Annotated in this window: 23 protein-coding genes; 12 read left to right on the forward strand and 11 right to left on the reverse strand. The window is 64.3% G+C overall.

Annotated elements, in window-relative coordinates; genetic code table 11:
* Position 1: 1 nt before the first annotated feature.
* The 3 genes from HZZ16_RS31490 to HZZ16_RS31500 all read right to left on the reverse strand — a co-directional run bounded on the left by HZZ16_RS31490 (position 2) and on the right by HZZ16_RS31500 (position 2,266).
* Positions 2 to 583: a TadE/TadG family type IV pilus assembly protein gene (locus tag HZZ16_RS31490; protein ID WP_197953935.1), complete on the reverse strand. Its 582-nt coding sequence runs from the start codon at positions 581 to 583 to the stop codon at positions 2 to 4.
* A gap of 211 nt (positions 584 to 794) precedes the next feature.
* Positions 795 to 1,289 (reverse strand): pilus assembly protein N-terminal domain-containing protein, encoded by a 495-nt coding sequence (locus HZZ16_RS31495; RefSeq protein ID WP_197953937.1) that lies wholly within the window; start codon positions 1,287 to 1,289, stop codon positions 795 to 797.
* 149 nt (positions 1,290 to 1,438) lie between these two features.
* Complete coding sequence (locus tag HZZ16_RS31500) at positions 1,439 to 2,266, reverse strand: sterol desaturase family protein (RefSeq protein WP_197953939.1); 828 nt, start codon at positions 2,264 to 2,266, stop codon at positions 1,439 to 1,441.
* A 274-nt stretch (positions 2,267 to 2,540) separates the two neighbouring features.
* On the opposite strand from HZZ16_RS31500, the gene HZZ16_RS31505 reads away from it, so the two are divergent.
* From HZZ16_RS31505 to HZZ16_RS31550, 10 genes are all read left to right on the forward strand, one after another.
* Complete coding sequence (locus HZZ16_RS31505) at positions 2,541 to 2,705, forward strand: Flp family type IVb pilin (RefSeq protein ID WP_197953941.1); 165 nt, start codon at positions 2,541 to 2,543, stop codon at positions 2,703 to 2,705.
* A 77-nt stretch (positions 2,706 to 2,782) separates the two neighbouring features.
* Positions 2,783 to 2,923, forward strand: coding sequence for a hypothetical protein (locus HZZ16_RS31510; protein WP_197954028.1), 141 nt, complete (start codon positions 2,783 to 2,785; stop codon positions 2,921 to 2,923).
* Between the two features lie 123 nt (positions 2,924 to 3,046).
* Positions 3,047 to 3,571 carry an A24 family peptidase gene (locus tag HZZ16_RS31515; RefSeq protein ID WP_197953943.1) on the forward strand — a complete coding sequence of 175 codons (525 nt, stop codon included), beginning with the start codon at positions 3,047 to 3,049 and terminating at the stop codon, positions 3,569 to 3,571.
* 130 nt (positions 3,572 to 3,701) lie between these two features.
* Complete coding sequence (cpaB, locus tag HZZ16_RS31520; protein WP_197953945.1) at positions 3,702 to 4,499, forward strand: Flp pilus assembly protein CpaB; 798 nt, start codon at positions 3,702 to 3,704, stop codon at positions 4,497 to 4,499.
* Positions 4,496 to 5,986: a type II and III secretion system protein family protein gene (locus HZZ16_RS31525; protein WP_197953947.1), complete on the forward strand. Its 1,491-nt coding sequence runs from the start codon at positions 4,496 to 4,498 to the stop codon at positions 5,984 to 5,986. Before cpaB ends, HZZ16_RS31525 begins: the two co-directional genes overlap by 4 nt.
* A 20-nt stretch (positions 5,987 to 6,006) precedes the next feature.
* Positions 6,007 to 6,741, forward strand: coding sequence for a CpaD family pilus assembly protein (locus HZZ16_RS31530; protein WP_197953949.1), 735 nt, complete (start codon positions 6,007 to 6,009; stop codon positions 6,739 to 6,741).
* Positions 6,738 to 8,006 carry a CpaE/TadZ family protein gene (locus HZZ16_RS31535; protein ID WP_197953951.1) on the forward strand — a complete coding sequence of 423 codons (1,269 nt, stop codon included), beginning with the start codon at positions 6,738 to 6,740 and terminating at the stop codon, positions 8,004 to 8,006. Before HZZ16_RS31530 ends, HZZ16_RS31535 begins: the two co-directional genes overlap by 4 nt.
* Before the next feature lie 21 nt (positions 8,007 to 8,027).
* Positions 8,028 to 9,497: a TadA family conjugal transfer-associated ATPase gene (locus HZZ16_RS31540; protein ID WP_197953952.1), complete on the forward strand. Its 1,470-nt coding sequence runs from the start codon at positions 8,028 to 8,030 to the stop codon at positions 9,495 to 9,497.
* 16 nt (positions 9,498 to 9,513) lie between these two features.
* Positions 9,514 to 10,491 carry a type II secretion system F family protein gene (locus tag HZZ16_RS31545; RefSeq protein WP_197953953.1) on the forward strand — a complete coding sequence of 326 codons (978 nt, stop codon included), beginning with the start codon at positions 9,514 to 9,516 and terminating at the stop codon, positions 10,489 to 10,491.
* Between the two features lie 9 nt (positions 10,492 to 10,500).
* The gene (locus HZZ16_RS31550; RefSeq protein ID WP_197953954.1) at positions 10,501 to 11,475 is read left to right on the forward strand and encodes a type II secretion system F family protein; all 975 of its coding nucleotides are present in this window, start codon (positions 10,501 to 10,503) and stop codon (positions 11,473 to 11,475) included.
* 47 nt (positions 11,476 to 11,522) lie between these two features.
* On the opposite strand, the gene HZZ16_RS31555 is transcribed toward HZZ16_RS31550, so the two are convergent.
* Both HZZ16_RS31555 and HZZ16_RS31560 read right to left on the reverse strand, forming a co-directional pair.
* Entirely contained in the window at positions 11,523 to 12,350 is an 828-nt protein-coding gene (locus HZZ16_RS31555; protein WP_197953955.1) for a tetratricopeptide repeat protein, read from the reverse strand.
* A 91-nt stretch (positions 12,351 to 12,441) separates the two neighbouring features.
* The gene (locus tag HZZ16_RS31560) at positions 12,442 to 13,947 is read right to left on the reverse strand and encodes a metallophosphoesterase family protein (protein ID WP_197953956.1); all 1,506 of its coding nucleotides are present in this window, start codon (positions 13,945 to 13,947) and stop codon (positions 12,442 to 12,444) included.
* Positions 13,948 to 14,395: 448 nt separating this feature from the next.
* Here HZZ16_RS31560 and HZZ16_RS31565 point away from each other — a divergent pair, with 448 nt between their 5' ends.
* Positions 14,396 to 15,769, forward strand: coding sequence for a leucyl aminopeptidase family protein (locus HZZ16_RS31565; protein WP_197953957.1), 1,374 nt, complete (start codon positions 14,396 to 14,398; stop codon positions 15,767 to 15,769).
* The gene (locus tag HZZ16_RS31570) at positions 15,762 to 16,607 is read left to right on the forward strand and encodes a C40 family peptidase (protein ID WP_197953958.1); all 846 of its coding nucleotides are present in this window, start codon (positions 15,762 to 15,764) and stop codon (positions 16,605 to 16,607) included. Before HZZ16_RS31565 ends, HZZ16_RS31570 begins: the two co-directional genes overlap by 8 nt.
* Before the next feature lie 156 nt (positions 16,608 to 16,763).
* On the opposite strand, the gene HZZ16_RS31575 is transcribed toward HZZ16_RS31570, so the two are convergent.
* The 6 genes from HZZ16_RS31575 to HZZ16_RS31600 form a co-directional block, all read right to left on the reverse strand.
* On the reverse strand, positions 16,764 to 18,401 hold the full coding sequence (locus HZZ16_RS31575; protein WP_197953961.1) for an ABC transporter ATP-binding protein: 1,638 nt from the start codon (positions 18,399 to 18,401) through the stop codon (positions 16,764 to 16,766).
* 5 nt (positions 18,402 to 18,406) lie between these two features.
* The gene (locus HZZ16_RS31580) at positions 18,407 to 19,585 is read right to left on the reverse strand and encodes an ABC transporter permease (protein WP_197953962.1); all 1,179 of its coding nucleotides are present in this window, start codon (positions 19,583 to 19,585) and stop codon (positions 18,407 to 18,409) included.
* Positions 19,585 to 20,694 carry a microcin C ABC transporter permease YejB gene (locus tag HZZ16_RS31585; protein WP_197953963.1) on the reverse strand — a complete coding sequence of 370 codons (1,110 nt, stop codon included), beginning with the start codon at positions 20,692 to 20,694 and terminating at the stop codon, positions 19,585 to 19,587. The genes HZZ16_RS31580 and HZZ16_RS31585 overlap by 1 nt, the downstream gene beginning before the upstream one ends.
* A gap of 2 nt (positions 20,695 to 20,696) precedes the next feature.
* The gene (locus tag HZZ16_RS31590) at positions 20,697 to 22,571 is read right to left on the reverse strand and encodes an extracellular solute-binding protein (protein WP_197953964.1); all 1,875 of its coding nucleotides are present in this window, start codon (positions 22,569 to 22,571) and stop codon (positions 20,697 to 20,699) included.
* Positions 22,572 to 22,585: 14 nt separating this feature from the next.
* Positions 22,586 to 24,502 carry an extracellular solute-binding protein gene (locus HZZ16_RS31595; RefSeq protein ID WP_197953965.1) on the reverse strand — a complete coding sequence of 639 codons (1,917 nt, stop codon included), beginning with the start codon at positions 24,500 to 24,502 and terminating at the stop codon, positions 22,586 to 22,588.
* A gap of 210 nt (positions 24,503 to 24,712) precedes the next feature.
* A complete protein-coding gene (locus tag HZZ16_RS31600; protein ID WP_197953966.1) occupies positions 24,713 to 25,264 on the reverse strand; it encodes a c-type cytochrome in 552 nt (183 codons plus the stop codon).
* Positions 25,265 to 25,385: the final 121 nt, after the last annotated feature.

Below are 25,385 nucleotides of genomic sequence, written 5' to 3' on the forward strand. Positions count from 1 at the left end.
CTCAGAAGGGTTCGTTCTTGAACGCCGCCGTCGCCACCATCAGCCGCTTGTTGTTGCATCCCATGTTGTAGCCGAGGCCGGTGACGATGAGCGGCCACTGATAAAACAGGCGCACCACGACGACTTGACCGGAGGTTCCGGCACTGTACTGCATGCCGGAAGGATTGAAGTTGCAGGAATTGCCGAAGTTGGTGAGGCTGAGCGTCCCGAAGGAGCTGGTGCTGACAACGTCGACGTAAAGCTTGCTGCAATCGAACAGCGCCGGGATCTTGCTGCAGACAAAGGCCTTGAACGTTGTCTGATCGCAGGCAGAGACCGTGTTGGGCGCGGTCTGGCAGGCCGCCACCGAGCCGCCCTGTGCCTGAGCCTGGCCGGTTAGAATCGCGCGCGCGGAGTCCTGCGCGATGGTCTCGAGCACCTGGCTCGAGAAGAACATGAGCGCCGTCTCGATGATCGCGAACAGCAGCGCGAAGAACATCGGCGCGACCAGCGCAAACTCGACGGCTGCGGAGCCGCGGCGGTTGCCGCGAAACCGGAGCAGCGCTTTCCGCAGCGTGAACCTCGTAGGTGCAGGCGATGCCATCTCGTCAAACTTCCCAGCAACCGGCGATCATTTGCCCGTTCAATAGCGGAAACTGATTGTCTAAGTGTTTCAGACGATCCGCCTTCGGCGGACCGCGCCGTTAACACCACGTTAACCAGGCGCGTCCCGAAGCGCGCGGAAACACGGCGTCCAAGGAGATGCCGCCCTCGAATCGGCGAGCGGCGTGGCGGGATCGAGGCCCGCCGGTCGGCTAGTTTGGCTTGGCAGCCGCGCCGGCGCCTCCGCTGGCGCTGCTGCTCAGCGTACCGGCCTGGCTCATTGCGTTGTTGAAGTAGGCGTCGCTGTCGCCGAGCGTCACGCGGCGCTGGCAAAGCGGCACGCAGCTGTAGGACTCCCGCTCGACCCCGCGATAGACCGTGACGAGCCGATCGCTCGGACCTTCGACCTGGATCTGGCGGTCCACCAGAATCTCGCCGCCGCGGTCGAGCGCGATGAAGTTGGTGGCCCCGTAGCCCTTTCCGGTCACGACGATCATGCCGCCGGGCTGGAGCGTGACGTCGGCGATCAGGGGATTGCCGACCACGATGGTCGCCACCTTGCCGGGCAGCCGCACCAGCTTGGCTTGGTCGACATTGACGGCGATGGTATCGGCGGCGGGCTCGGCCAGACCAGCGGCCGGCGATGCCAGCACCGCAGCGGCAACCAGAACACAGACGCGCACATGACGGCGCATTTCTTTACGCATACTCTTTACCCCCGGGACGTCACAAACCGGCAGAAGCGACGAATACAGCGGAGCCGGTGCCCGACCCGGCTAACCTGCCTTTAATTCGTGAACGTTCCGCAAACTCGCTGGTTATTGTTTGAACGGACGGACATTTGCGGGCCCGCCCCCTAATGCCGGAACGGATAGGCGAGCTGGCCCCCGATCTCCTTGGGCATGGCCGCTTCGTCCTTGCCGTAATCCTGCGGCAGCCTGCCCTCCGGCATGCGGAAGGTGCCGAACAGCACGTCCCAGATCGGGAACGTTCCGGCGAAATTGGTGTCGCCGCCCTCTTCGAGCGAGGTGTGGTGCCAGCGATGGAAGACCGGCGTCGCCAGGACGTATTTGAACGGTCCGAAGGTCCAGTTCAGGTTGGCGTGCACGAAGGCCGAGTGGAAGGTGGTGAACGGGCCGACCCAGACCATGACGTTCGGGGAGATGCCTGCCATCAGCAGCACGACGTCGACGCTGATCGTCCCGAGCAAGAGATTGACCGGATGGAAGCGCGCCGCGGAGATCCAGCCGATCTCCTCCGACGAATGATGGATGGCGTGATATTTCCAGAAGCCGCCGTCGTGGAAAAGCCGGTGCAGCCAGTACAGCATGAAATCGGACAGCACCAGGAACAGCAGGGCCTGCAGCCACAGCGGCAGTTGTGCCAGCGGACCGTGGCCATTGTCGTAGAAGGCGATGAGCTCGTCGGCGTCGTGAATGTTGAAGACGACGCCGGCGCCGACGACCAGCAGCCCGATCCGCATGGTGCGGGCGAACACCGGGACGAAGAACCAGTAGCAGATGTCGGTGACGATCTCCCGCTTGCGCCACCACGGCGCACCCGGGTTGCAAGCCCAGAAATGCTCCAGCACGGTGAACACCGCTGCGAGCATGAAGGTGACCGGGATCACCTTCACGATGGTCTCGCCGAGCATCAAGGCGACTTGCATGGGCAGGCTCGACATCGTCGCCTCTCTCCGTGAATACCGCTGCTGCTTAAGGCCTACTCCGCGAAATTTAAGGGAGCGTGAAGCACAGGCGCCGCATTGGCGGCGCATCCGGAACCGCAACGAATTTGCAGGTGCCGCTTAAGGCGAAATTCACTCTGGGCAAAAGCATTGCGCTGGACGCGGGTTTACCCGATCGAATTAACTCTCCCGAAAGAGCTCGGCTCTCATGGTCGTCGCGTCAACGACAGCGCCGAACGAGGCGGTCCCCACCCAGAACGGAGTTTTGTTCATGAAGAACTTGATTGCGCGTTTCGCGAAGGATGAATCCGGCGCCACCGCCATCGAATACGGCCTGATCGCCGCCGGCATCGCGCTGGCCATCATCACCGTCGTCAACAATCTCGGCACCACGCTGAACGCCAAGTTCAACTCGATCAGCAGCTCGCTGAAGTAAGCGGGTCCACGAACGACGGCAAAAGCCCCGGACCTCCGGGGCGTTTGTTTTTCTGAAGACGGCGAGTTCCAGTGGCGTTGCACGAGTTCAGAACCGATGCCGCGGTCGCGGCGCGCGAGGCGGAAGCGGCGCAGGCCGGCTCGCCGGTCTATTGGATCTGCCTTGCGCTGCTGGTTGCGACGGTCGCGCTCGCCGCACGCATCGCCAGCTTCTGGTGAAGGCGCGTTCGGCGGCCGAGGCTCCGCGCGCCCGTGCCGCCGTTGTCGGTTTGTTTAGCACTCGCGCGCTAGCATCGCCCGACGCCGGCTCCCGCGGCAAACCCAGGCCTCAAGACGCAGCCCATGATTCTCGACCTTGCGCGCCTTCTGCTCTTTCCGGCCCTGATGGCGTTCGCCGCCGCGAGCGATCTCTTCACGATGACGATCTCGAACCGCGTGTCGCTGGCGCTGGTGGCAGGCTTCTTCGTGCTCGCCCTCGCCGGTGGCATGGCACCTTACGAGATGCTGAGTCATGTCGGCGCCGGTGCGCTCGTACTGGTCGTGGCCTTCACCTGCTTCGCCATGGGCTGGGTGGGCGGCGGCGACGCCAAGGTCGCTGCCTCCGTCGCGCTCTGGTTCGGCTTCCCACATCTGATGAACTTCCTGCTCTACGCCTCGCTGTTCGGCGGCGCGCTGACGCTGCTCCTGCTCCAGTTCCGGCAGTGGCCGCTGCCTTACGGGCTGGCAGGACAGGCCTGGCTCGCACGGCTGCACGCCAAGGAGAGCGGCATTCCCTACGGCATCGCGCTCGCGCTGAGCGCGCTGATGGTCTACCCGGAGACCGAATGGGTGAAGGCGATCGACCTCGCTCACCTCGCACTGCGCTGAACGGCCTCGGGTAAACCCGGCGTTAAGGCGATTTAGATACGCCTCATTAACCATGCTTTGACGAATAGCTGGTCAACTGCCGATCACGGCGGCGGCAGCGTCGCGGCGTATTGTTGGAAAGTTGAAGCGTATGAATAGGGCACGCATTGTCGTCCTGACGGTCGCCATCTGCGCCGGCGGCGTCGCCGCGTACCTGGCGAGCGGCACCGACAATTCTGCGCCGCCTCCGGCTCCGGTCGCGCAGCTGCCGACGGTCGACGTCCTCGTGGCCAAGAACGACATCGGGCTTGGCCAAACCGTGAAGCCCGAAGACGTGCAATGGCAGACCTGGCCGACCGCGACCGCCAGCGCCACCTTCATCCGACGCAACGAGCGCCCCGACGGCGCGACCCAGGTGGTCGGCTCGATCGCGCGCGCGCCCTTCATTCAGGGTGAGCCGATCCGCGACCAGAAGCTGGTCAAGGCCGAAGGCTCCGGCTTCATGGCGGCGATCCTGCCCACCGGCATGCGGGCGATCTCGACCGAGATCTCGCCGGAGACCGGCGCGGGCGGCTTCATCCTGCCCAACGACCGCGTCGATGTCCTGCTCACGCGCCGGCTCAAGAACCCGGACCAGAGCAGCGGCGCTCCCGACATCGTCACCTCCGAAATCATCCTGGCCAATATCCGGGTCCTGGCCATCGACCAGGCGCCCAAGGAGAAGGACGGGCAGAACGCGGTGATCGGCAAGACCGTCACCCTCGAGCTCAATCCCGCGCAGACCGCAACGCTCTCCGCGGCGCGTCAGAGCGGCACGCTGTCGCTGGCGCTGCGCAGCATCGTCGACGTCAAGATGAGCGAGATCACGCTCGATGACTCCGCGCAGAAGCGAGAGGGTGTCTCGATCATTCGCTACGGCATTCCAAGTCAGACGGCTAAGGCACGATGAAGACAGTCGACATCAAATGCAGGGCAGATTTGGCGACGATGCGGACCTCACTGGTCCGCGCCCTGTCGTTTTCGGCCGCCCTCGCGCTGGCGCTCAACCCGGCGATCGCCCCGGCGGTCGCCGCCGATTACCGTCCCCTGGCGCCGGCCGCGGCGGACGGCCAGATCAATGCGCGTTTCCTCTCGCTCGGCATCGGCAAGTCGGTCGTGATCGACCTGCCGCGAGACATCAAGGACGTGCTGGTCGCCGATCCCAAGATCGCCAATGCGGTGGTCCGCTCCGCACAGCGCGCCTATATCATCGGCGCCGCGGTCGGCCAGACCAATATCGTGTTCTTCGATTCCGCCGGGCAGCAGATTGCGGCCTATGACATCGCGGTGAAACGCGACCTCAACGGCGTGCGGGCCGCGCTGAAGCAGGTCCTGCCCAATGCGGACATCCAGATCGACGGCCTCGGCGACGGCGTCATCCTGACCGGCACGGCTGCCAATCCGCTGGAGGCGCAGCAGGCCAACGATCTCGCCGTGCGCCTTGCCGGCGGCGTCGACAAGGTCGTGAACTCGATCGTGGTGCGCGGCCGCGACCAGATCATGCTCAAGGTGACGGTGGCCGAGGTCCAGCGCAACATCGTCAAGCAGCTCGGCATCGACCTCTCTGCCAACCTTAACTACGGCACCTCGGTGGTGAGCTTCACCAATTCGAACCCGTTCACGGCGCTCGGCAAGAACCTCGTGGACGGCAACAATCTGACCACGAAATTCGGCGCCGCCCCGTCGGTGCAGGCCACGCTGCGCGCGATGGAAACCGCCGGCGTGATCCGCACGCTGGCCGAACCAAACCTGACCGCGATCTCCGGCGAATCGGCGACGTTCATTGCGGGCGGTGAATTCCCGGTTCCGGCAGGCTATGCGTGCGATCCCACCACGCATGTCTGTACCACCCAGATCAGCTTCAAGAAGTTCGGCATCTCGCTGAACTTCACCCCCGTCGTGCTGAGCGAGGGCAAGATCAGCATGCGGGTGATGACCGAGGTCTCGGAGCTGTCGAACGAGAATGCGATCACGCTGTCGCAGGCGGTGACCTCGACCTCGGTGAACTCGCTGACGGTGCCCTCGATCAGGACCCGCCGCGCCGAGACCTCGCTGGAAATTCCCTCCGGCGGCGCAATGGCGATGGCCGGCCTGATCCAGCAGCAGACCAAGCAGGCGATCAGCGGATTGCCCGGGCTGATGCAGCTGCCGATCCTGGGCACGCTGTTCCGCAGCCGCGACTTCGTCAACAACGCGACCGAGCTGGTCGTGATCGTGACGCCTTATGTCGTCCGCGCAGTGGCGCCGAAGGACCTGTCGCGGCCGGATGACGGCTTCGCCCCGCCTGCCGATCCGCAGGCCCAGCTGATCGGCAACATCAACCGGCTCTACGGCGTGCCTGGACGGACCGAACCGGCCAAGAACTACCGCGGCACCTACGGCTTCATCACCGAGTGAGGCGGAACGGGGACTTCACGATGATCACAAGACCACCCCAGCTTCGCAAACGCGCCGTCCGCCTCGGTGGCGCGCTCGTCGGTCTGACGCTCGCGCTCGGCGGCTGCCAGCACAACGAGGTCGTTACCGGCTCCATTCCCGACGACTACAAGCAGCGCCATCCGATCGCGATCGAGGAGCAGAACCGCTCGATCGTCGTCTTCGTCGGTCATGCCCGTGGCGGATTGACGGCTGCCCAACGCGCGGACGTGATGGGCGTCGCATCGGCATGGTTGCACGAGGGCACCGGCGCCATTCGCATCGACGTGCCGTCCGGCACGCCCAATGCGCGTCCGGTCGCGGACACGATGCGCGAGATACAGGCCATGCTGGCAGGGGCAGGCGTTCCGCCGCGCGGCATCAGTCTTCGTCCCTACCAGCCCGAGGACAAGCGGTTCCTGCCGCCGATCCGGCTGACTTATTCCAAGATTGCCGCGGTTGCGGGTCCCTGCGGACTGTGGCCGGACGATATCGGCCCTTCGATGAAGAACAAGAGCTGGTTTGAGAACAAGGACTATTACAATTACGGCTGCGCCTATCAGCGCAACATGGCGGCCATGGTCGACAATCCATCTGACCTCGAGCAGCCGCGGCCCGAGACACCTTCCTACACGATACGGCGCACTGCCGCATTCGAGAAGTATCGCAAGGGAATGCCGACGGGAGTCGCCTATCCCGACGCCGACAAGGCCAAACTCAGCGACACAGGCAAATGATCAGTTACGCGCGCCAGACACACGAAGAGCAGCCGGCAGCAGCTCCTCCGCCGGTCGAGGAGCATATTGCGCCCGCGCCGCGCGTCTCGGTCCAGGCCTTCTGCGAAACCGTGGAGACGGCCGCCGCGGTACAGTCGGCCGGCGAGGATCGCCGTCTCGGCAAGGCTCATCTGAAGATCCAGATGGGCGGCATGGCGGCCGCGATCGAAGCCTACCGCTCGGCTCCCACGCCGAACGTGATCGTGCTCGAGAGCGACGGTCGCAGCGACCTGCTGGGCGGGCTCGACCAGCTCGCCACCGTCTGCGATGCCGGCACCCGCGTGGTCGTGATCGGCCGCATCAATGACGTCACGCTCTATCGCGAGCTGGTGCGCCGCGGCGTCAGCGATTACGTGCTCGCGCCGGTCGGCGCGATCGACGTCGTACGCTCGATCTGCAACCTGTTCTCGGCGCCGGAAGCCAAGGCGGTCGGCCGCATCATCGCCGTGGTCGGCGCCAAGGGCGGGGTCGGGGCTTCGACCATCTCGCACAACGTCGCCTGGGCGATCGCGCGCGACCTCGCGATGGACGCTGTCGTCGCCGATCTCGACCTCGCCTTCGGCACCGCAGGCCTCGACTACAACCAGGATCCGCCGCAGGGTATTGCCGACGCGGTGTTCTCGCCCGACCGCGTCGACACCGCCTTCATCGACCGCCTGCTGTCGAAGTGCACCGACCATCTCAGCCTGTTGGCGGCCCCTGCGACGCTCGACCGGGTCTATGATTTCGGCACCGACGCGTTCGACTCCGTGTTCGACACCCTGCGCTCCACCATGCCCTGCATCGTGCTCGACGTTCCGCATCAATGGTCGGGCTGGACCAAGCGCGCCTTGATCGGAGCGGACGACATCCTGATCGTGGCCGCGCCGGACCTCGCCAATCTGCGCAATACCAAGAACCTGTTCGATCTGTTGAAGGCCGCCCGTCCCAACGACCGGCCGCCGCTCTACTGCCTGAACCAGGTCGGCGTGCCGAAACGGCCCGAAATCGCCGCCGCGGAGTTCGCCAAGGCGATCGAGAGCCAGCCGGTCGTCTCAATCCCTTTCGAGCCGCAAATCTTCGGCTCGGCCGCCAACAACGGCCAGATGATTGCGGAGATCTCCGCCAACCACAGGTCGATCGAGATGTTCCTCCAGATCGCCCAGCGCCTGACCGGCCGCAGCGAGACCAAGAAGCAAAAGTCGTCCCTGCTTTCACCTCTGATTGAGAAGTTGCGGGGAAGATAAGCCGCCGCATGGAGTTGTTAAGTGTTCGGTAAGCGTAGCGGAACAGACACCGACTTTCGGGCGCCCAAGCCCGGCGCCGTGTCGCTCGAGCCTGCCCCGGCTCAGGCGCCGACGGTGTCGCGCGCTCCGCCTCCGCCGGCCGTCGCCTCGCCGCCGCTTGCGCCCGCCAAGGCCCCGCCGCCTCCGGCCATGGAGAGCCGGCGTTCGGACAATTATTACGAGGTCAAGGCGACCATCTTCGGGGCGCTGATCGAGGCCATCGACCTCGCCCAGCTCGCCAAGCTCGATTCGGAGTCCGCGCGCGAGGAAATCCGCGACATCGTCAACGAGATCATCGCGATCAAGAACATCGTGATGTCGATCGCCGAGCAGGAGGAGCTGCTCGACGATATCTGCAACGACGTCCTCGGCTACGGCCCGCTCGAGCCGCTGTTGTCGCGCGACGACATCGCCGACATCATGGTCAATGGCGCCAACACCGTCTACATCGAGGTCGGCGGCAAGATCCAGCGCACCGGCATCCGCTTCCGCGACAACCAACAGCTTCTCAACATCTGCCAGCGCATCGTCAGCCAGGTCGGCCGGCGCGTCGACGAATCTTCGCCGATCTGCGACGCGCGCCTCGCCGACGGCTCCCGCGTCAACGCCATCGTGCCGCCGCTGTCGATCGACGGCCCCGCGCTCACCATCCGCAAATTCAAGAAAGACAAGCTGACGCTGGATCAGCTCGTCAAGTTCGGCGCCATCACGCCGGAAGGCGCCGAGATCCTACAGATCATCGGCCGCGTCCGTTGCAACGTGCTGATTTCCGGCGGTACCGGTTCGGGCAAGACCACCCTGCTCAACTGCCTCACCAACTACATCGAGCACGACGAGCGCGTCATCACCTGCGAGGACGCCGCCGAGCTCCAGCTGCAGCAGCCCCACGTGGTGCGGCTGGAAACCCGCCCGCCCAACATCGAGGGCGAGGGCCAGGTCACGATGCGCGAATTGGTGCGCAACTGCCTGCGTATGCGTCCCGAACGCATCATCGTCGGCGAGGTCCGCGGACCCGAAGCCTTCGACCTGCTGCAAGCCATGAACACCGGCCATGACGGCTCGATGGGCACGCTGCACGCCAACAACCCGCGCGAGGCGCTGTCGCGCTGCGAATCGATGATCACGATGGGCGGCTTTTCCCTTCCGTCGCGAACAATTCGCGAGATGATCTGCGCCTCGATCGACGTCATCATCCAGGCCGCGCGCCTGCGCGACGGTTCCCGCCGCATCACCCACATCACCGAGGTGATGGGCATGGAAGGCGACACCATCATCACCCAGGACATCTTCCTCTACGACATGGTCGGCGAGGACGCCAACGGGAAGATCATCGGCCGGCACCGCTCAACCGGCATCGGCCGTCCGAAGTTCTGGGAACGCGCCCGTTATTACGGCGAGGAGAAGCGCCTCGCCGCGGCGCTCGACGCGGCGGAAGTCGCGCCGAAGACGTGAGCAGATCGGCAGCACCATGAACATGCAGGTCCTCGCCCTCGCCTTCCTCGCCACCGCAGCGGTCGGTGGCATCGCCTGGGTATTTCTCTATCCGATGCTGTCCGGGGAGCGAAAGGCGGAAAGCCGCCGCGCCTCGGTCGCGCGCGCCGAAGCGCCCACGGCCCGACAGGCCGAGAAAACCCAGCGCTCGCGCCGCGAGCAGGTCGAATCCACGCTGAAGGACCTCGAGGCGCGGCGCGCCCAGGAGAAGAGTGCTCCGCTCAGCGTCCGCCTGTCGCAGGCCGGGCTCGACTGGACGCCGCAGAAATTCTGGATCGTGTCCGCCGTCGTGGCGGGCGTATTTTTCGCGGCCGCCATGTTCGCGGGCGGCGGCCTGATCGGCGCCGCCGGTCTTGCCTTTGCCGGCGGCTTCGGCCTGCCGCGCTGGGCCCTCGGCTTTTTGAAGAAGCGCCGCGAAGCCAAGTTCCTGGCTGCACTGCCCGACGCGGTCGACGTGATCGTCCGCGGCATCAAGGCAGGCCTGCCCTTGTTCGAATCGATCAAGGTTGTGGCCGCCGATTCGCCCGAGCCGCTGCGCAGCGAGTTTCTGGCCATCATCGAGACGCAGGCGATCGGCATGCCGCTGGGCGAGGCCTGCGCGCGGCTATACGAGCGCATGCCGCTGCCGGAAGCCAATTTCTTCGGCATCGTGGTGTCGATCCAGCAGAAATCGGGCGGCAACCTCTCCGAAGCGCTCGGCAACCTGTCCAAGGTGCTGCGCGACCGCAAGAAGATGAAGGAAAAGATCCAGGCGATGTCGATGGAAGCCAAGGCTTCGGCCGGCATCATCGGCTCGCTGCCGCCGATCGTGATGTTCCTGGTCTATCTCACGACGCCGCACTACATCTCGGTGCTTTGGACTCATCCCACCGGCCAGCTGATGCTGGTCGGCTGCGTCGTTTGGATGTCGATCGGCATCCTGGTGATGAAGAAGATGATCAACTTCGATTTCTGACGGTGTCGTATGGTCGAATTCCTCGTCTCGAAACTGCACGACGTCCGTTTCATGACCATGCTGCTCGCGGCCATCGCCGCGAGCGCCACCGTCTATACGCTGGTGATGCCGCTGTTCGCCGGCGAGGGCCTCTCCAAGCGCATGAAGGCGGTGGCGAGCGAGCGTGAACGCATCCGGCAGCGCGAGCGTGAGCGTCTCAACAAGAGCGAGAAGGTTTCGCTGCGCCAGACGCCGAAGCAACTCGTTTCCAAGGTGGTCGAGGACTTCAACCTGACCAAATGGCTTGCGCAGGAAGCTGCGCGGGACAAGCTCATCATGGCGGGCTACCGCGGCCAGGCGCCCTATGTCACCTTCCTGTTTGCCCGCATGGTCGCCCCGATCGTGTTCTTGATCGGCGCGGCGCTCTACGTGTTCGTGATCGGAAATATGCAACAGGCGATGCCGATCAAGATCGGCATCTGCATCGGCGCCGCCTATCTCGGCCTCCAGGCGCCGATGCTGTTCCTCAGGAATGCGATCTCCAAGCGCCAGCTCTCGATCAAACGTGCGTTTCCCGACGCGCTCGACCTGCTTCTGATCTGCATCGAATCCGGCATGTCGGTCGAGATGGCATTCCGGAAAGTTGCGAACGAAATCGTGGGCCAGTCGATCGCGCTGTCGGAGGAGTTCACCCTGACCACGGCCGAGCTGTCCTATTTGCAGGATCGCAAGGTCGCCTACGAGAACCTGGCACGGCGCACCGGGCTCGAGGGCGTCAAGTCGGTGTGTCTGGCGCTGCAACAGGCGGAACGTTACGGCACCCCGCTCGGCCATTCCTTGCGCGTCATGGCGCAGGAGAATCGCGACATGCGCATGAACGAGGCGGAGAAGAAGGCGGCCGCTCTGCCGCCGAAGCTCACGGTGCCGATGATCCTGTTCTTCCTGCCGGTGCTGTTCGTGGTCATTCTCGGACCCACCGCCATCAAGGTCACCGAAATGCAGTGAGCCGGGCTGGACCAACCGTCCGCCACCGGGGCCAGCAAGTCAGATGATTAGTCGGGCTGGCTCAGCGAAGCGACCGGCATCCGCTTCGGCGCGCTGCGCGGGGCGTCGCTACGGCTCAGCATTTCCTTGAGATAGGCGACATTGGCCGCAGCCTGGTCCGGCGGCAGGTCCGCCTTGACGATGGTCTCCGCCTCCGCGAAGCGGCCCTGGAGGCCAACGACCAAGCCGAGATTCTGCCGCACCCGGGCACTGGCACGCGGCGAGGCATAGGCCTGCCGCAGCGCCTCTTCCGCCTTCGGCAGCTCCTTCGACAGCATGTAGGACAGGCCGAGGTTGGAGAGCACGCCGGGATCGCCCGGTGCGATCTTCAGCGCGCTCGCATAATAGGATCGCGCCTCCTCATGACGGCCCATCTGGTCCAGCGCGGTGCCCTGCACCGAGAGCAGGCGCCAGTCCGGATTGTCGGGTGAATGCGCCTTCGACAGCACGTCGAAGGCCTGCTGGAAATTGCCGTTGTCGGCGAGTGCACGGCCGTACTGGGCAAGCAGCGCCTTGTTGCCGGGGTTGGCGATGGTCGCCTGCTCGAGCACGGCGGCGGCCTGGGCGCGCTGGCCGTTGGCGCGCAAGGCCTGTCCATAAGCGAGCGCGGCGTCGGCATCCCGGGGATTGGCGCGGTAGCGCTCGCCATAGGCTTCGACCGCACGCGCCGGATCGGTGGGCGCGCGATCAGCAGACGCCGCGTCCGCCCGGGGGCCGACCGAGCCAGTTACCTCCGAGAGTTTCGACATGGCCGTGCAGCCGCCGAGGCCCATCGCCACCGTCGCGACCAGCGACGTGGAAGCAAGTAGCCGGGTAAGCCTGATCCGTTGACGCATGACGCTTTGACTCTCGAGCTGCTCGATCGAGCCGAACGCGTCAGCAATAGAATGTTAACCCTAACGGCCGGTTAACGGCTCAGACGTGCTCTCACGCCGGCGATGGTTGCGGCGGCGCTTCGCCGCCGAGGCCGAGATCGAGGCCGAGCGCCTGCACTTGCTGGTCCAGCTCCCACAGCAATTGCAGCCTCTGCCGCTCCCGCCGCTGAACGTCGACACCGTCGCAAGGCAGCCGCGGCACCTGACGCAGGAAGTCGTCACAATTGATCAGGCCTCTCCCGTAGAGCTCATCGAGCTGAGCGCGATCGATGCCGAGCACGTCGGCGGATTGCTCGATCAATCGGCCGAGCAGCGTTTTCACTGCGACGAGCGCGTCGCTGTCGAACCCCGGCCCTGATTTCGCGGCCTTGCGCTCGAGCTCCGCCCAGGCATGGGCCGAGACCATGTAGGTGTAGAGCGCATTCGGCCAGTTCGGCTCCGCCTCATCGTAAAAGCTGCCACGCATGAACAGCCGCCGGGCGATCGCCGCGACCTGGTCGCGTTTCAGTGGGCGGGACGAGGCGGCCTCTATCGCCGACTGGACGGCCGGATCACGGGAAAAGTCCCGCCCCGCCGGCAGCCTGATGACGCCGCCCGGCAGGTTGGAATCGAGCGGCCTGAAGGCCGCATCGTTGCGGAGCCTCGTATAGCGGGTTATCGCGAAGCGGTGCTCCGTGCGGCCGGCATGGGACGCGGGGCCGAAATGGACGAGGTTGAAACCGGCATCGTCGCCGGCTTGCCCGGTCGAGGACGGACAGGAGAGCACGTAGATCGTGCGCCAGAACGCCTCACCCCTCTCGCTCGACGTCGCGCGCGGATCTGGGATGGAATAGCGGGTCAGCCCCTCGACATGGCGATGACCGTGCAGAACCAGATCGACGTTGAGCGAGGTGGCGGCCTCGAGGAAGGTCGCGGGTGCGGCGAGATACATCAGCGGCTCGTCCGGCATGCCTAGAAAGCGCTTTCCTTCGCCGGTCGCCTGCGGCAGCGGATGATGGTGCAGGGCCAGCACGCGCACCAGGTTGTCCGCCGGCTCGGCATAGTCGGCACGCCCGGCCGAACCGATGCTCCCCGCGAGTTCGGCGCTCAGCCGGGCTGAATCTGCGACCATCGCCTTGTAAGCGCTCTCGTCGATCTTGCCACTCGCGAGCGCCTTCAGGCTGGCGCGATTGGAATCGAGCAGCACCAGATCGAGGCCTGACTGGCGGTAGTAGACACTTTTCGCGGTGCGCGGCAGGTGGAGGTAATCGTAGGCGTCGTGACGGCCCGCACGCTGGCTCGGCCGCTTGACGTCGTGATTGCCGGCCACGGCCTGGATGTCGGTGAACAGCCCGGTCTGCCGGAAGGAGGCGATGACGGCGAGCGCCTCGTCGAACGCGCGCGCCGTCGGGTCGTCCACCAGATCGCCCGTGATTAGCAGGATGCGATCGGGAACATTCGTGGCACCCGCCATCTTCTCGCAAATCGCGGCCTTAAGCGTCTCGATGGCGGGAAGCAGCCGGCCCGACCCGTCCAGATGCAGGTCGGAAATCTGCGCAACAACGAACGATCTATCCATTTTGCGCCGCTCATCTGCACATGCTGCGCCGCCCAAACAGTGAGAGAAATGCTTCGACGAGCAGATTCAGCCGTATCGACCCAACCTGGGCAAGCACCGTGCCGCCGCGTGTCTGCGGTCGAGTTCATGCAGAGCGAGCGACACAATCTAAAATATTCGTCAATAATGCCACAACCGTAACGCTAGTAAAGCCCTGCGGCGTGGCGTCGCGAACGGCAGCTCTCGGCGTGAAATACGAGATTTGTCCGAGGACGGTTTCGTCGCGTCCGGTCAATATTCGATGGCAAGCCGCTTGCGGACCTCGTCGACGCATCGAACCGTGTGCCCACCTTGCGGCGAGTAGCGGCTCGCTGAACGGTGACGGCAAAGCCGATTGCAGCTGCGGCCAAACTCTGCGAAGTCTCGTCCGTTCGCATGACTCGCCTGAACCGACGATCCGGACCCGCCAATGCCTTCCCTCTTCGAGACGTCATCCACCGCCACCCCGATCACCTTCGTCACCAAATCGAGCTGGGATCAGGTCGTCGAGACGCTGCCGCCGGCGCAATGCCAGTTCGCCCGTGCCAGCGCCTTCGCCGCCAAGCCGGGCAGCTATCTGGCGCTGCCCGCGCCCGACGGCACCATTGCGCAGGTGCTGTTCGGACTCGAGGAAGAGGGTGCAAGATCGCGCGACCTGTTTCGGCCCGGCGCCCTGCCCGGGCTTTTGCCGCCCGGCACCTATCGCTTTGCCAATGCACCGCACGATGCGCGGCTGGCCGCGCTCGCCTTCGCACTGGGGTGCTACCGCTTCGCCCGCTACCGCAAAGCTGATCGCCCCGAGGTCCGGCTGGTGCCGCCGGACGGCGTCGACGCGGCCGAGATCGAGCGGATTGCCGATGCGGCAATGCTCGCGCGCGACCTCATCAACACGCCGTCCAACGACATGGGCCCGGATGAGCTCGCCGCAGCCGCGCAAGCGCTCGCCGCCGAGTTCGGCGCGAGCTTTTCCTGCACCATCGGAGAAGAGCTGGCAAGGAACTTTCCGCTGATCCACGCCGTCGGCATGGCCTCCAGCCGCACGCCGCGTCTGATCGACATCGTCTGGGGCGATCCTGATCATCCCAAGGTGACGCTGGTCGGCAAGGGCGTCTGTTTCGACACCGGCGGCCTCGACCTGAAGCCGTCGAGCGGCATGCTGATCATGAAGAAGGACATGGGCGGCGCCGCCAACGTGCTGGCGCTGGCGCGCATGGTGATGGATGCGAAGCTGAAGGTGCGGCTGCGCGTGCTGATTCCGGCGGTGGAGAACGCTGTCGCGGGCAATGCCTTCCGTCCGCTCGATATCTTCACCTCGCGCAAAGGAATCACCGTCGAGATCGGCAACACCGACGCCGAAGGCCGCCTCGTGCTCGCCGACGCGCTGGCGCTGGCCGACGAGGAGACGCCCGATCTGCTGATCGACCTGGGCACGTTGACCGGCGCGGCCCGCGTCGCGCTGGGGCCGGATCTGCCGCCCTTCTACACCCATGATGAGACGCTCGCTGCCGACCTCGCGCGCTGTGCGATGCAGGAGAACGATCCGTTGTGGCGCATGCCGCTGTGGCCGCCTTACGATGCCTGGCTGGACTCCAAGACCGCCACCATCACCAATGCACCGTCGGGAGGTTTCGCCGGCTCGATCACCTGCGCCCTGTTCCTGCAACGCTTCGTCGAGCACGCCAGGAGCTGGCTGCATGTCGACATCTTCGGCTGGACGCCGTCGGCGAAGCCGGCACGGCCCGAGGGCGGCGAGTGCCAGGCCGCACGCGCCATCTACGCACTGCTGAGCGAACGCTATGCATGACCCGCGGCTGACGCCGGCGCGGGGCGACCTCGCCGCAAAGTATCTCGAAGGCAAGGTCGAGGCGGAGCGTTTCGTCACCGGCGAGGAATTCGAGGTGGTCGAGCCAATCGCCTCCGTGCGCGAGCAGCCGTCTTCGAACGCGATGCTGATGACGGAGGCCCTGCGCGGCGAACGCGTCACCATCTACGATCGCAATGGCGAGGGTTGGGCATGGGGCCAGCTCAATGGCGATGGCTATGTCGGCTGGCTGCCGGATGCGGCGCTCGCAAGGCCGTCGGCCGCCCCGACGCACTTGGTCGGCGCGCTGCGGACGTTTGCGTTCCCCGGACCCTCGATCAAGCTGCCGCCTACCGACACGCTCGTGATGGGATCGAAGCTCGCCGTGGCGCGCGAGGACGGCAGCTTCGCCGTGACACACGACGGCAGATATCTGCCGAGAACGCATCTCATCCCGCTCGATCGTCGCGAACCAGATTTCGTCGCGGTGGCCGAGCGCTTCGTCGGCACGCCCTATCTCTGGGGCGGCAAGAGCAGCCTTGGCATCGATTGCTCCGGCCTCGTCCAGGTCTCGCTGACATCCACCGGGATCGGCTGCCCGCGCGACAGCGACATGCAGCTCGCCGGTCTCGGCCGTGCGCTGGAGCCGCATGAATGGAGCAGCTTGCAGCGCGGCGATCTGATCTTCTGGAAAGGCCATGTCGCGATCGTGCGCGATGCCGCCACCATGGTTCACGCCAATGCGCATCACATGGCAACGGTGATCGAGCCGATCGAGCCGGCGATCGCGCGGATCAAAGCGGCTGGCAGCGACATCATCGCGATCAAGCGGCTCGGTTGACCTCCTGGCGCGGGCGACACCTCTCCCGGAGGGAGAGGTCGGATCGCATCGCAAGATGCGATCCGGGTGAGGGGTTAGGACCTCACCGAACGCTGCGACCCCTCACCCGATTTGCTGGCGCAAATCGACCTCTCTCCTCCGGGGAGAGGTGAAGTGCTACGTCGCCACCGCCCCGTTCCCGGCCGTCTCCAACCGGAACGCGGCCGCGAACAGCGCGCGCGTGTAATCCGTCTTCGGATTCCTGAACAGCTCGGCGGCCTGCCCCTCCTCGACCACCTTGCCACCGCGCATCACGATGAGGTGGCTGGCGAGCGAGGCGACGACGCGCAAATCGTGCGAGATGAACATGTAGGTGAGCTCGCGCTTGCGCTGGAGCTCGCGCAACAGATCGACCATCTGCGCCTGGAACAGCATGTCGAGCGCGCTGGTCGGCTCGTCCAGCACGACGAAATCCGGCTCCAGCACGATCGCGCGGGCGATCGAGATGCGCTGACGCTGGCCGCCGGAGAATTCGTGCGGATAGCGAAAGCGCGTCTCCGGATTGAGGCCGACATCCTCGAGCGCCTTGACGACGCGCGCCTCGCGTTCCTCGCGCGAGAGCGTCGGCTGATGCACGGACAGGCCCTCGGCGATGATGTCGGCGACCGACATACGCGGTGAGAGCGAGCCGAACGGATCCTGGAACACGATCTGCATGTCGCGCCGGAAAGGACGCATCTCCTTGAAGCGCAGGCCCTGGATGTCGTTTCCTAAGAACACGATGCGCCCGTTCGAGGAGATCAGCCGCAGCAGCGCCAGCCCCAGCGTGGTCTTGCCCGAGCCGGATTCGCCGACCACGCCGAGCGTCTCGCCCTTGCGTACGGCAACGCTGACACCGTCGACCGCCTTGATGTGACCGACCGTCTGGCGCATCAGGCCGCGCTTGATCGGGAACCAGACTTTGAGATCATTGGCTGACATCACCACCGGCGCATTCGGCTGCGGCGGCGCCGGATCGGGCTTGGGCTCCGCCGCGAGCAGGTCGCGCGTATAGGGATGTTTCGGGGCCTTGAAGACCTGCTCGACCGGCCCCTGCTCGACGATCACGCCGCCCTTCATGACGCAAACGGTATCGGCAATGCGGCGCACGATGCCGAGATCGTGGGTGATGAAGAGCAGGCTCATGCCGAGCCGCGCGCGGATCTCGGCGAGCAGCGCCAGGATCTGCGCCTGCACGGTGACGTCGAGGGCCGTGGTCGGCTCGTCCGCGATCAGAAGGTCCGGCTCGTTGGCGAGCGCCATCGCGATCATCACGCGCTGGCGCTGGCCGCCGGAGAGCTGGTGCGGATAGCTGTTCAGCCGCGTCTCCGGATCGGGGATGCCGACCTGGGTCAACAGCTCCAGTGTCCGTTTGCGCGCCTGCGCATTGCTGGTTGGATTGTGCAGCTGGATGATCTCGCCGATCTGCGCCTCGATCGTGTGCAGCGGATTGAGCGAGGTCATCGGCTCCTGGAAGATGATAGAGATGTCGCTGCCCCTGATCTCCCGCATCTGCTGCTCGGATTGGTCGATCAGCTCCTGCCCCTTGAAGCGGATGCTGCCCGAGGGATGGGAGGCGTTCGGATAGGGCAGCAGCTTCAAGATCGAGAGTGCGCTGACCGACTTGCCGGAGCCGGATTCGCCGACCAGCGCGACGCATTCGCCGCGCTTGATCTGGAACGAGACCTTGTCGACCGCAAGCGTGGTGGCGCCACCCTGATGGAAGGCCACCGAGAGGTCGCGAACGGCGAGCAGGGGCTGGTTGATCGCGTCCATCTGCCTTACCTGAACGTCTTGCGCGGATCGAAGGCGTCGCGCACGGCTTCGCCGATGAAGATCAGGAGCGAGAGCATGATCGCGACCGAGAAGAAGCCGGAGAAACCGAGCCACGGCGCCTGCACATTGGCCTTGGCCTGCGAGAGCAATTCGCCGAGCGAGGGCGATCCCGGTGGCAGGCCGAAGCCGAGGAAATCGAGCGCCGTCAGCGTCATCACCGAGCTCGAGACGATGAACGGCAGGAAGGTCATGGTCGCGACCATCGCGTTCGGCAGCAGGTGACGGAACATGATCACGGGGTTGGAGACGCCGAGCGCCCGCGCCGCCTGGATGTATTCGAAATTGCGCCCGCGCAGGAATTCGGCGCGCACGAGGCCGACCAGCGAGACCCAGGAGAACAGCAGCAAGATGCCAAGCAGCACGAAGAAGCCGGGCACGAGCACCGAGGACAGGATCAGGAGAAGATAGAGCGATGGAATCGCGGTCCAGATCTCGATGAACCGCTGGAAGATCAAATCGACCCACCCGCCGAAATAGCCCTGCACGGCACCCGCGGCGATGCCGATGACCGACGAGATGATAGTGAGACAAAGGCCGAACAGCACCGAGATGCGGAAGCCATAGATCAGCCGCGCCACCACGTCGCGGCCCTGATCGTCGGTGCCGAGCCAATTGTATTCGAGATCGCGGCAGCTCTTCAGTCCCTTTTTCTCCACCACCGGCTTGCACTGCTTCTCCGTCAGCATCCAGGTCGGCGGCGACGGCGCCGGCGTCGGCAGGTCGAGATTGTGGGTATCGTAGGAGTAACGGATCAGCGGCCAGACGATGCTGCCGCCCTTGTCCTTGATCAGCTTCTGCAAGTACGGGTCGCGGTAGTCGGCCGCCGTCTCGAAATCACCGCCGAAGGTCGTCTCCGAATAGGTTACGAAGGCCGGCCAATAAAGCCGCCCGTCGAACTTGATCAGGAAGGGCCGATCGTTCGCGATCAACTCGGCGAACAGCGAGATCACGAACAGGCCGATGAATATCCAGAAGGACCAGTAGCCGCGGCGGTTGGCCATGAAGTTCTGCCACCGCCGCTTGTTGAGCGGTGAAGGCACGAAGGGCTTGCGCGTGATCGGAACGGCATCGCCGAGCGGCGACTTCGCTGTTGTCTCGATCGGCGTGGGCGCGGTGATCGTCATCAGACCTCCCGTGCCTCGAAATCGATCCGGGGATCGATCCACATATAGGTCAGGTCGGAGATCAGGTTGATCACGAGGCCGACCAGCGAAAAGATGTAGAGCGTGCCGAACACCACTGGATAGTCGCGGTTGAGCACGCTCTCGAAGCTGAGCAGCCCCAGCCCGTCCAGCGAGAAGATGGTTTCGATCAGAAGCGAGCCGGAAAAGAAGGCATGGATGAATGTCCCGGGAAAACCTGCGATCACGATCAGCATGGCGTTGCGGAAGACGTGGCCGTAGAGCACCCGGCTCTCAGTGCAGCCCTTGGCACGCGCGGTCATGACGTATTGCTTGCGAATCTCGTCCAGGAACGAGTTCTTGGTCAGGAACGTCATGGTGGTGAAGGCACCTAGCCCCATGGCGATCAGCGGCAGCGTCAGGTGCCAGAAATAATCGACGATCTTCCAGTACCAGGGAAATTGCGACCAGCCGTCCGAGGTCAGCCCACGCAGTGGGAACCAGTTGAAGAACGAGCCGCCGGCAAACAGGATGATCAGCAGGATCGCGAACAGGAAGCCGGGGATGGCATAGCCGAGCACGAGCACCGTCGAGGTCCAGGTGTCGAAACGCGCCCCGTCGTTCACGGCCTTGCGAATGCCGAGCGGGATCGAGATCAGGTACGTCACAAGCGTCAGCCAAAGGCCAAGCGAGATCGAGACGGGAAGCTTCTCCTTAATGAGCTGGAGCACGCTGACGTCGCGAAAATAGCTCTTGCCGAAATCGAAGCGGGCGAAGTTCCACACCATCAGCAGGAAGCGTTCCGGCGCGGGCTTGTCGAAGCCGAACTGCACTTCCAGCTTCTTGATGAAATCAGGGTCGAGGCCCTGCGCGCCGCGATATTTCGAGTTGATGGCATCGCCGCCGACACCGACCTGTCCCGGCGCGCGCTGCGCAAAATCGCTGCCGCCGGAAATACGCGAGGTCCCGCCGGTGTCGGCGCCCGAGAGTTGCGCGATCACGCGCTCGACCGGGCCGCCCGGCGCGAACTGCACCACGACGAAGGACACGAAGAGGATCCCGAGCAGCGTCGGGATCATCAGCAGGATGCGGCGCGCGATATAGGCGCTCATGGCTATTTTGCCTGCTCGAGCTTGGCCGCCTTGGCCGGTTCATACCACCAGATCTCCGGCGCGCCGACGCCGTTGGCATAACGCGGCAATTTCGGCGGGTGGTCGAACTGATCCCAATAAGCCAGCCGGTGCGTCTTATTATACCATTGCGGCACCCAATAGCGACCGGCGCGGAACAGGCGATCGAAGGCGCGGCAGGCGACGGTCAGCTCTTCGCGGCTGTCGGCCGCCATGATCTTCTCGATCATGGCGTCGATCGCCGGACTGGCGACGCCAGCCAGATTGTACGAGCCCTTGGTGTTCGCGACCTGCGAGGAGAAGAACGCGCGCATGGCATCGCCTGGTGTCGCCGACATGCTGAAGCGCTGGATGGTCATATCGAAATCAAAATCTTCCTGCCGGGCCTTGTGCTGTACGGCATCGACGAGGCGCACGCTCGCTTCGATGCCGAGCGTCGCGAGATTCTTGATGTAAGGCGCGTGGTGCGGCTGGAACGAGGGCTCATCCAGCAGGAACTCGATCTTGAACACCTCGCCGTTCGGCAGCACCCGCTTGCCGTCCTTGATGGGCACGCCGGCCTCGGTCAGCAATTGCTGCGCCTTGCGGAGCAGGCTGCGGTCCTGTCCGGAGCCGTCGGAGGCCGGCGGCGTGAACGGCGCCGCGAACACCTCGTCGGGAATCTGGCCGCGGAACGGCTGCAGCAGCTTCAGCTCTTCCGGCGAAGGCGGCGCATTGCCAGCCATCAGGTCCGAGTTCTGGAACGGCGACACCGTACGGGCATAGGCGCCGTACATGATTGTCTTGTTGGTCCATTCAAAATCGAAAGCGTTGATCAGGGCCTCGCGCACGCGGGGGTCCTTGAATTTGTCCCGTCGCGTATTGATGAACCAGCCTTGCGCCCCGGACGGCGTATCGTCGGGCACGACCTCCATCTTGACCCGGCCGTCCTTGACCGCGGGGAAGTCATAGCGCGTCGCCCAGATACGCGAGGTAAACTCCTCGCGGTAGAGATAGCTCTTGCCGGTAAAGCCCTCGAAGGCGACGTCGCGGTCGCGATAGAATTCGTAGCGGACGACATCGAAATTGTAGCTGCCACGGCAGGGCGGCAGATCAGCGGCCCACCAGTCCTTCACCCGCTCGAACTCGATGTAGCGATTGACTTCGAACCTGCCGACCTTGTACGGGCCCGAGCCAAGCGGAATCTCCAGCGACGATTCATCGAATGGGCGGGAGGCGTAGTACACCTTCGAGAAGATCGGCAGGCTGGCGACATAGAGCGGCACGTCGCGCGCACGTCCCTTGGCGAAGGTGACGACGAGCGTCGCATCGTCGAGGGCTTCCGCACTGACCATGTCGCGCATCTGCACGATGATCAGCGGATGCCCCTTGGTCTTCAGCGTTGTCAGCGAAAAAGCTGCATCGTGGGCAGTGAGCCTGGTCCCGTCGTGGAATTTCGCTTCGGGCCGCATCGTGAAGCGGTAGACCAGCTTGTCCGGCGATATCTGCACGGATTTGGCCGCCAGCCCGTACATTGCGTCGGGCTCGTCAGCTGCCCGGACCATCAGCGGCGAAAACGTCATGTCCATACCTTGTGCGCCGTCGCCTTTCAGGATGAAGGCGTTGAGCGAGTTGAAGGTCTGGTAGGACTGATTGTAGGCGCGCACCGACGGGATCAGCGAGAACGTGCCGCCCTTCGGCGCGTCGACATTGACGTATTCGAAATGGTGGAAGTCGGCGGGATATTTGAGATCGCCGAATGCCGACATGCCGTGCGCCTCGGTCGCCGCTTCCGATGCTCGCAGCAGCGGCGCGCCGACGGACGCTCCGAGGGCGCCAACGCCCAAGGCCAGCACATGGCGGCGTGACATCTGCGTCATGCGGAGATTGTCCTTCACGATTTTCTTGCGATCCGCGCCGCCTTCTCTGTGTCGTACCACCAGATGAACGGGAAGCCGGACTGACCGTATTTGGGCAGTTCCGCCGGCCGTCCGAACCGATCCCAGCGCGCGGTGCGTATCTTGTTGTAGGTCCACTGCGGCACAACGTAGTGATTCCACAGCAACACGCGGTCGAGGGCCTTGGTTGCGGCAACCAGATCGTCGCGATCAGTGGCGTAGATTACCCGCTCGATCAGCTTGTCGACCGCCGGATTCTTGATGCCGGCAATGTTGCGCGAGCCTGCGATGTCGGCCGACTTGGAGGACCAGAACTCGCGCTGCTCGTTGCCCGGCGATTGCGACTCGCCCCAGGAATTCGTCACGATATCGAAGTCCCACTCGCGCGTCCTGTTTTCATATTGGGTCGGATCGACCGTCCGAACGCTCACGGCAATGCCGAGCCGCTCCAGCGACGGCTTATAGAACAGCGTAATTCGTTCGAAGCTGGGATCCGAGTTGAGCAATTCCAGCGAGAACTGGGCGCCGGTCTTGACGTCGATCAGCTTTCGGTCTCGCACCTCGTAGCCGGCCTCCTTGAACAGGCGCAGCGCTTCACGCAGATTGTCGCGCACCGCTTCCGGGCTGCCTCCCACCGGATTGGTGTAGGCCGTCGTGAAGACCTCGGGCGGTACCTGGGCGCGAACGGTCTCGAGAATTTCGAGCTCCTTGCCCTGCGGCAATCCGGTTGCCATCAGCTCGTCGATACCATCGAAGTAGCTGCTGATGCGCTTGTACTGACCGTAGAAGATCTGCTTGTTCATCTCCTCGAAGTCGAACGCGTAGTTGAGTGCACGGCGAACACGCGGATCGCTGAACTTGGCGCGGCGCAGGTTCGGCACGAAGGCTTGCATCACGCCCGAGCTGCGATTGGCGAATTCCTCGAGGATCACCCGCTTTTCGGTCACGGCCGGGAAATCGTAGGCAGTCGCCCAGCTCTTCGCGCTGTTCTCGGTGCGCCAATCGACCTGGTCGGCCTTGAAGGCCTCGATCGCAACGGTGCCGTCGCGAAAGTATTCGTAGCGCAGCTCGTCGAAATTGTTGCGGCCCACATTGATGGGAAGATCGCGACCCCAATAGTCCTTCACGCGCTCCAGCGCGATCGAGCGTCCTGCGACGAATTCCTTGACCTTGTAGGGGCCCGAGCCGAGCGGCACTTCCAGCGTGGTGGCGGAGACATCGCGCTTGCGGCCCTGCGCGTCCGTCCCCTCCCACCAATGTTTCGGCAGGACGATCAGCTGTCCCACGATCTGCGGCAGCTCGCGGTTGCCGGGTGCGTCGAACTCGAACTTCACGTCACGCTCGCCGACCTTCTCGGCCTTCACCACATGGCTGTAATAGGCCGAGTACATCGGATGGTTCTTCTTGAAGGAATCGAGCGAGAAGATCACGTCCTCCGGCGTGACAGGCTTGCCGTCATGCCATTTCGCCTGCGGGCGCAGGCGATAGATGACGAAGGAGAAATCGTCGGGATGGCTGACCGCCTCGGCCAGCGCGCCGTATTCGGTCGAGACCTCGTCAAGCGACTGCGTCAGGAGCGATTCATAGATGAATGCGACGGCGCCCGCGACCTGGCCCTTCACGCCCGAGACGACGATGTTGAAATTATCGAACGTGCCGACGGCGATCTGGCGCGCGACACCGCCTTTGGGAGCGTCCGGATTGACGTAGTCGAAGCGCTTGAAGTCGGCGGGATACTTGACCTTTCCGAACAGCGAGAGCGCATGGCGCCAAGGTAGCCCGCCTGAAGACAGCTCGCTTGCCGATTGCGCCTGTGCCGTGCCGACGACGGGAACGCCCGCGACGGAACCAAGGGCTGGAAGCGCTGCCGCAGCAGTGCCGGTGAGCAGGAGATCGCGTCGGGTAATGGCCAAATCAACATCCCTGTCTTGAAGGAGGCTACTCCTTTAAGTTCCCAATATAGGCGAGGTTTCGACCGAATATGTTGCTTTTTCCTCATCTTGGAAGCCCGGTCGGCCTACGGATGCGGCCAAACGCCCCGATAACGTCGTCGCGAGGTCCGGATAAGGAAACGGCCAGGCTTTTCAGCCTGGCCGCACATCCGAAAATCGGTTCTGGAAGCCTTATTTCGACGCGGTCGGCAGCGGCTGCGGATGCTCGGACAGCGAGTTCAGATAGGCAATGACGTCGGCACGTTCGGAATCCTTCTGAATGCCGGCGAAGCCCATGGCGGTGCCCGGGATGAAGCCCTTCGGGTTGGCAATGAACTTGTCAAGATCGTCGAAGGTCCAGGTACCGCCCTTGGCCTTCATGGCAGCCGAGAAGTTGAAGCCGCCACGGCCCTCACCACGCTTCTCGCCGACGACGCCATAGAGGTTCGGACCGACACGATTCGGACCGCCCTTCTCGAAGGTGTGGCAGGCGCCGCATTTCTTGGCGGCGGCAGCGCCCTTCTCGACGGAGGCAGTCTGGAGCAACTTTTCGATCGGCTCGGAGGAAGCGGCGGCGCCACCTTGCTTGCCGTGGCCGGCGTCTTCCTTCACCGCGATCTCGAAGCCCGGCTTTTCCGGCACCTTGGGGGAGAACAGCGCACTCGCGGTGAAGCTCGTCACCAGCAGGAACAGACAGGTGCCGAGCACGGCACCGAGAATCTTGTTGAGTTCGAAAGAGTCCATTTCCGGCCAGGCCCCACCGCAAGAAGGAAACAGCGGCCCAGACGGCCGCCAGGACGAGCCTCGGGAGAATCAAGCGTTCCTTATTGTTTCCCCGAGTTTTGCTATTGAGATATCGGTTTGC

The sequence above is a fragment of the Bradyrhizobium glycinis genome, from assembly GCF_016031655.1.
In the GTDB taxonomy this organism is placed as follows: Bacteria; Pseudomonadota; Alphaproteobacteria; order Rhizobiales; family Xanthobacteraceae; genus Bradyrhizobium; species Bradyrhizobium glycinis.

What these genes read in the sequence shown, in the direction of transcription:
- HZZ16_RS31530 (WP_197953949.1), top strand. Translation starts at nt 6,007, where the DNA reads ATGATCACAAGACCACCCCAGCTTCGCAAACGCGCCGTCCGCCTCGGT.
- HZZ16_RS31560 (WP_197953956.1), bottom strand. Translation starts at nt 13,947, where the DNA reads ATGGATAGATCGTTCGTTGTTGCGCAGATTTCCGACCTGCATCTGGAC.
- HZZ16_RS31535 (WP_197953951.1), top strand. Translation starts at nt 6,738, where the DNA reads ATGATCAGTTACGCGCGCCAGACACACGAAGAGCAGCCGGCAGCAGCT.
- HZZ16_RS31490 (WP_197953935.1), bottom strand. Translation starts at nt 583, where the DNA reads ATGGCATCGCCTGCACCTACGAGGTTCACGCTGCGGAAAGCGCTGCTC.
- HZZ16_RS31600 (WP_197953966.1), bottom strand. Translation starts at nt 25,264, where the DNA reads ATGGACTCTTTCGAACTCAACAAGATTCTCGGTGCCGTGCTCGGCACC.
- HZZ16_RS31580 (WP_197953962.1), bottom strand. Translation starts at nt 19,585, where the DNA reads ATGACGATCACCGCGCCCACGCCGATCGAGACAACAGCGAAGTCGCCG.
- HZZ16_RS31545 (WP_197953953.1), top strand. Translation starts at nt 9,514, where the DNA reads ATGAACATGCAGGTCCTCGCCCTCGCCTTCCTCGCCACCGCAGCGGTC.
- HZZ16_RS31515 (WP_197953943.1), top strand. Translation starts at nt 3,047, where the DNA reads ATGATTCTCGACCTTGCGCGCCTTCTGCTCTTTCCGGCCCTGATGGCG.
- HZZ16_RS31550 (WP_197953954.1), top strand. Translation starts at nt 10,501, where the DNA reads ATGGTCGAATTCCTCGTCTCGAAACTGCACGACGTCCGTTTCATGACC.
- HZZ16_RS31585 (WP_197953963.1), bottom strand. Translation starts at nt 20,694, where the DNA reads ATGAGCGCCTATATCGCGCGCCGCATCCTGCTGATGATCCCGACGCTG.
- HZZ16_RS31505 (WP_197953941.1), top strand. Translation starts at nt 2,541, where the DNA reads ATGAAGAACTTGATTGCGCGTTTCGCGAAGGATGAATCCGGCGCCACC.
- HZZ16_RS31565 (WP_197953957.1), top strand. Translation starts at nt 14,396, where the DNA reads ATGCCTTCCCTCTTCGAGACGTCATCCACCGCCACCCCGATCACCTTC.
- HZZ16_RS31575 (WP_197953961.1), bottom strand. Translation starts at nt 18,401, where the DNA reads ATGGACGCGATCAACCAGCCCCTGCTCGCCGTTCGCGACCTCTCGGTG.
- cpaB (WP_197953945.1), top strand. Translation starts at nt 3,702, where the DNA reads ATGAATAGGGCACGCATTGTCGTCCTGACGGTCGCCATCTGCGCCGGC.
- HZZ16_RS31555 (WP_197953955.1), bottom strand. Translation starts at nt 12,350, where the DNA reads ATGCGTCAACGGATCAGGCTTACCCGGCTACTTGCTTCCACGTCGCTG.
- HZZ16_RS31590 (WP_197953964.1), bottom strand. Translation starts at nt 22,571, where the DNA reads ATGACGCAGATGTCACGCCGCCATGTGCTGGCCTTGGGCGTTGGCGCC.
- HZZ16_RS31495 (WP_197953937.1), bottom strand. Translation starts at nt 1,289, where the DNA reads ATGCGTAAAGAAATGCGCCGTCATGTGCGCGTCTGTGTTCTGGTTGCC.
- HZZ16_RS31570 (WP_197953958.1), top strand. Translation starts at nt 15,762, where the DNA reads ATGCATGACCCGCGGCTGACGCCGGCGCGGGGCGACCTCGCCGCAAAG.
- HZZ16_RS31525 (WP_197953947.1), top strand. Translation starts at nt 4,496, where the DNA reads ATGAAGACAGTCGACATCAAATGCAGGGCAGATTTGGCGACGATGCGG.
- HZZ16_RS31500 (WP_197953939.1), bottom strand. Translation starts at nt 2,266, where the DNA reads ATGTCGAGCCTGCCCATGCAAGTCGCCTTGATGCTCGGCGAGACCATC.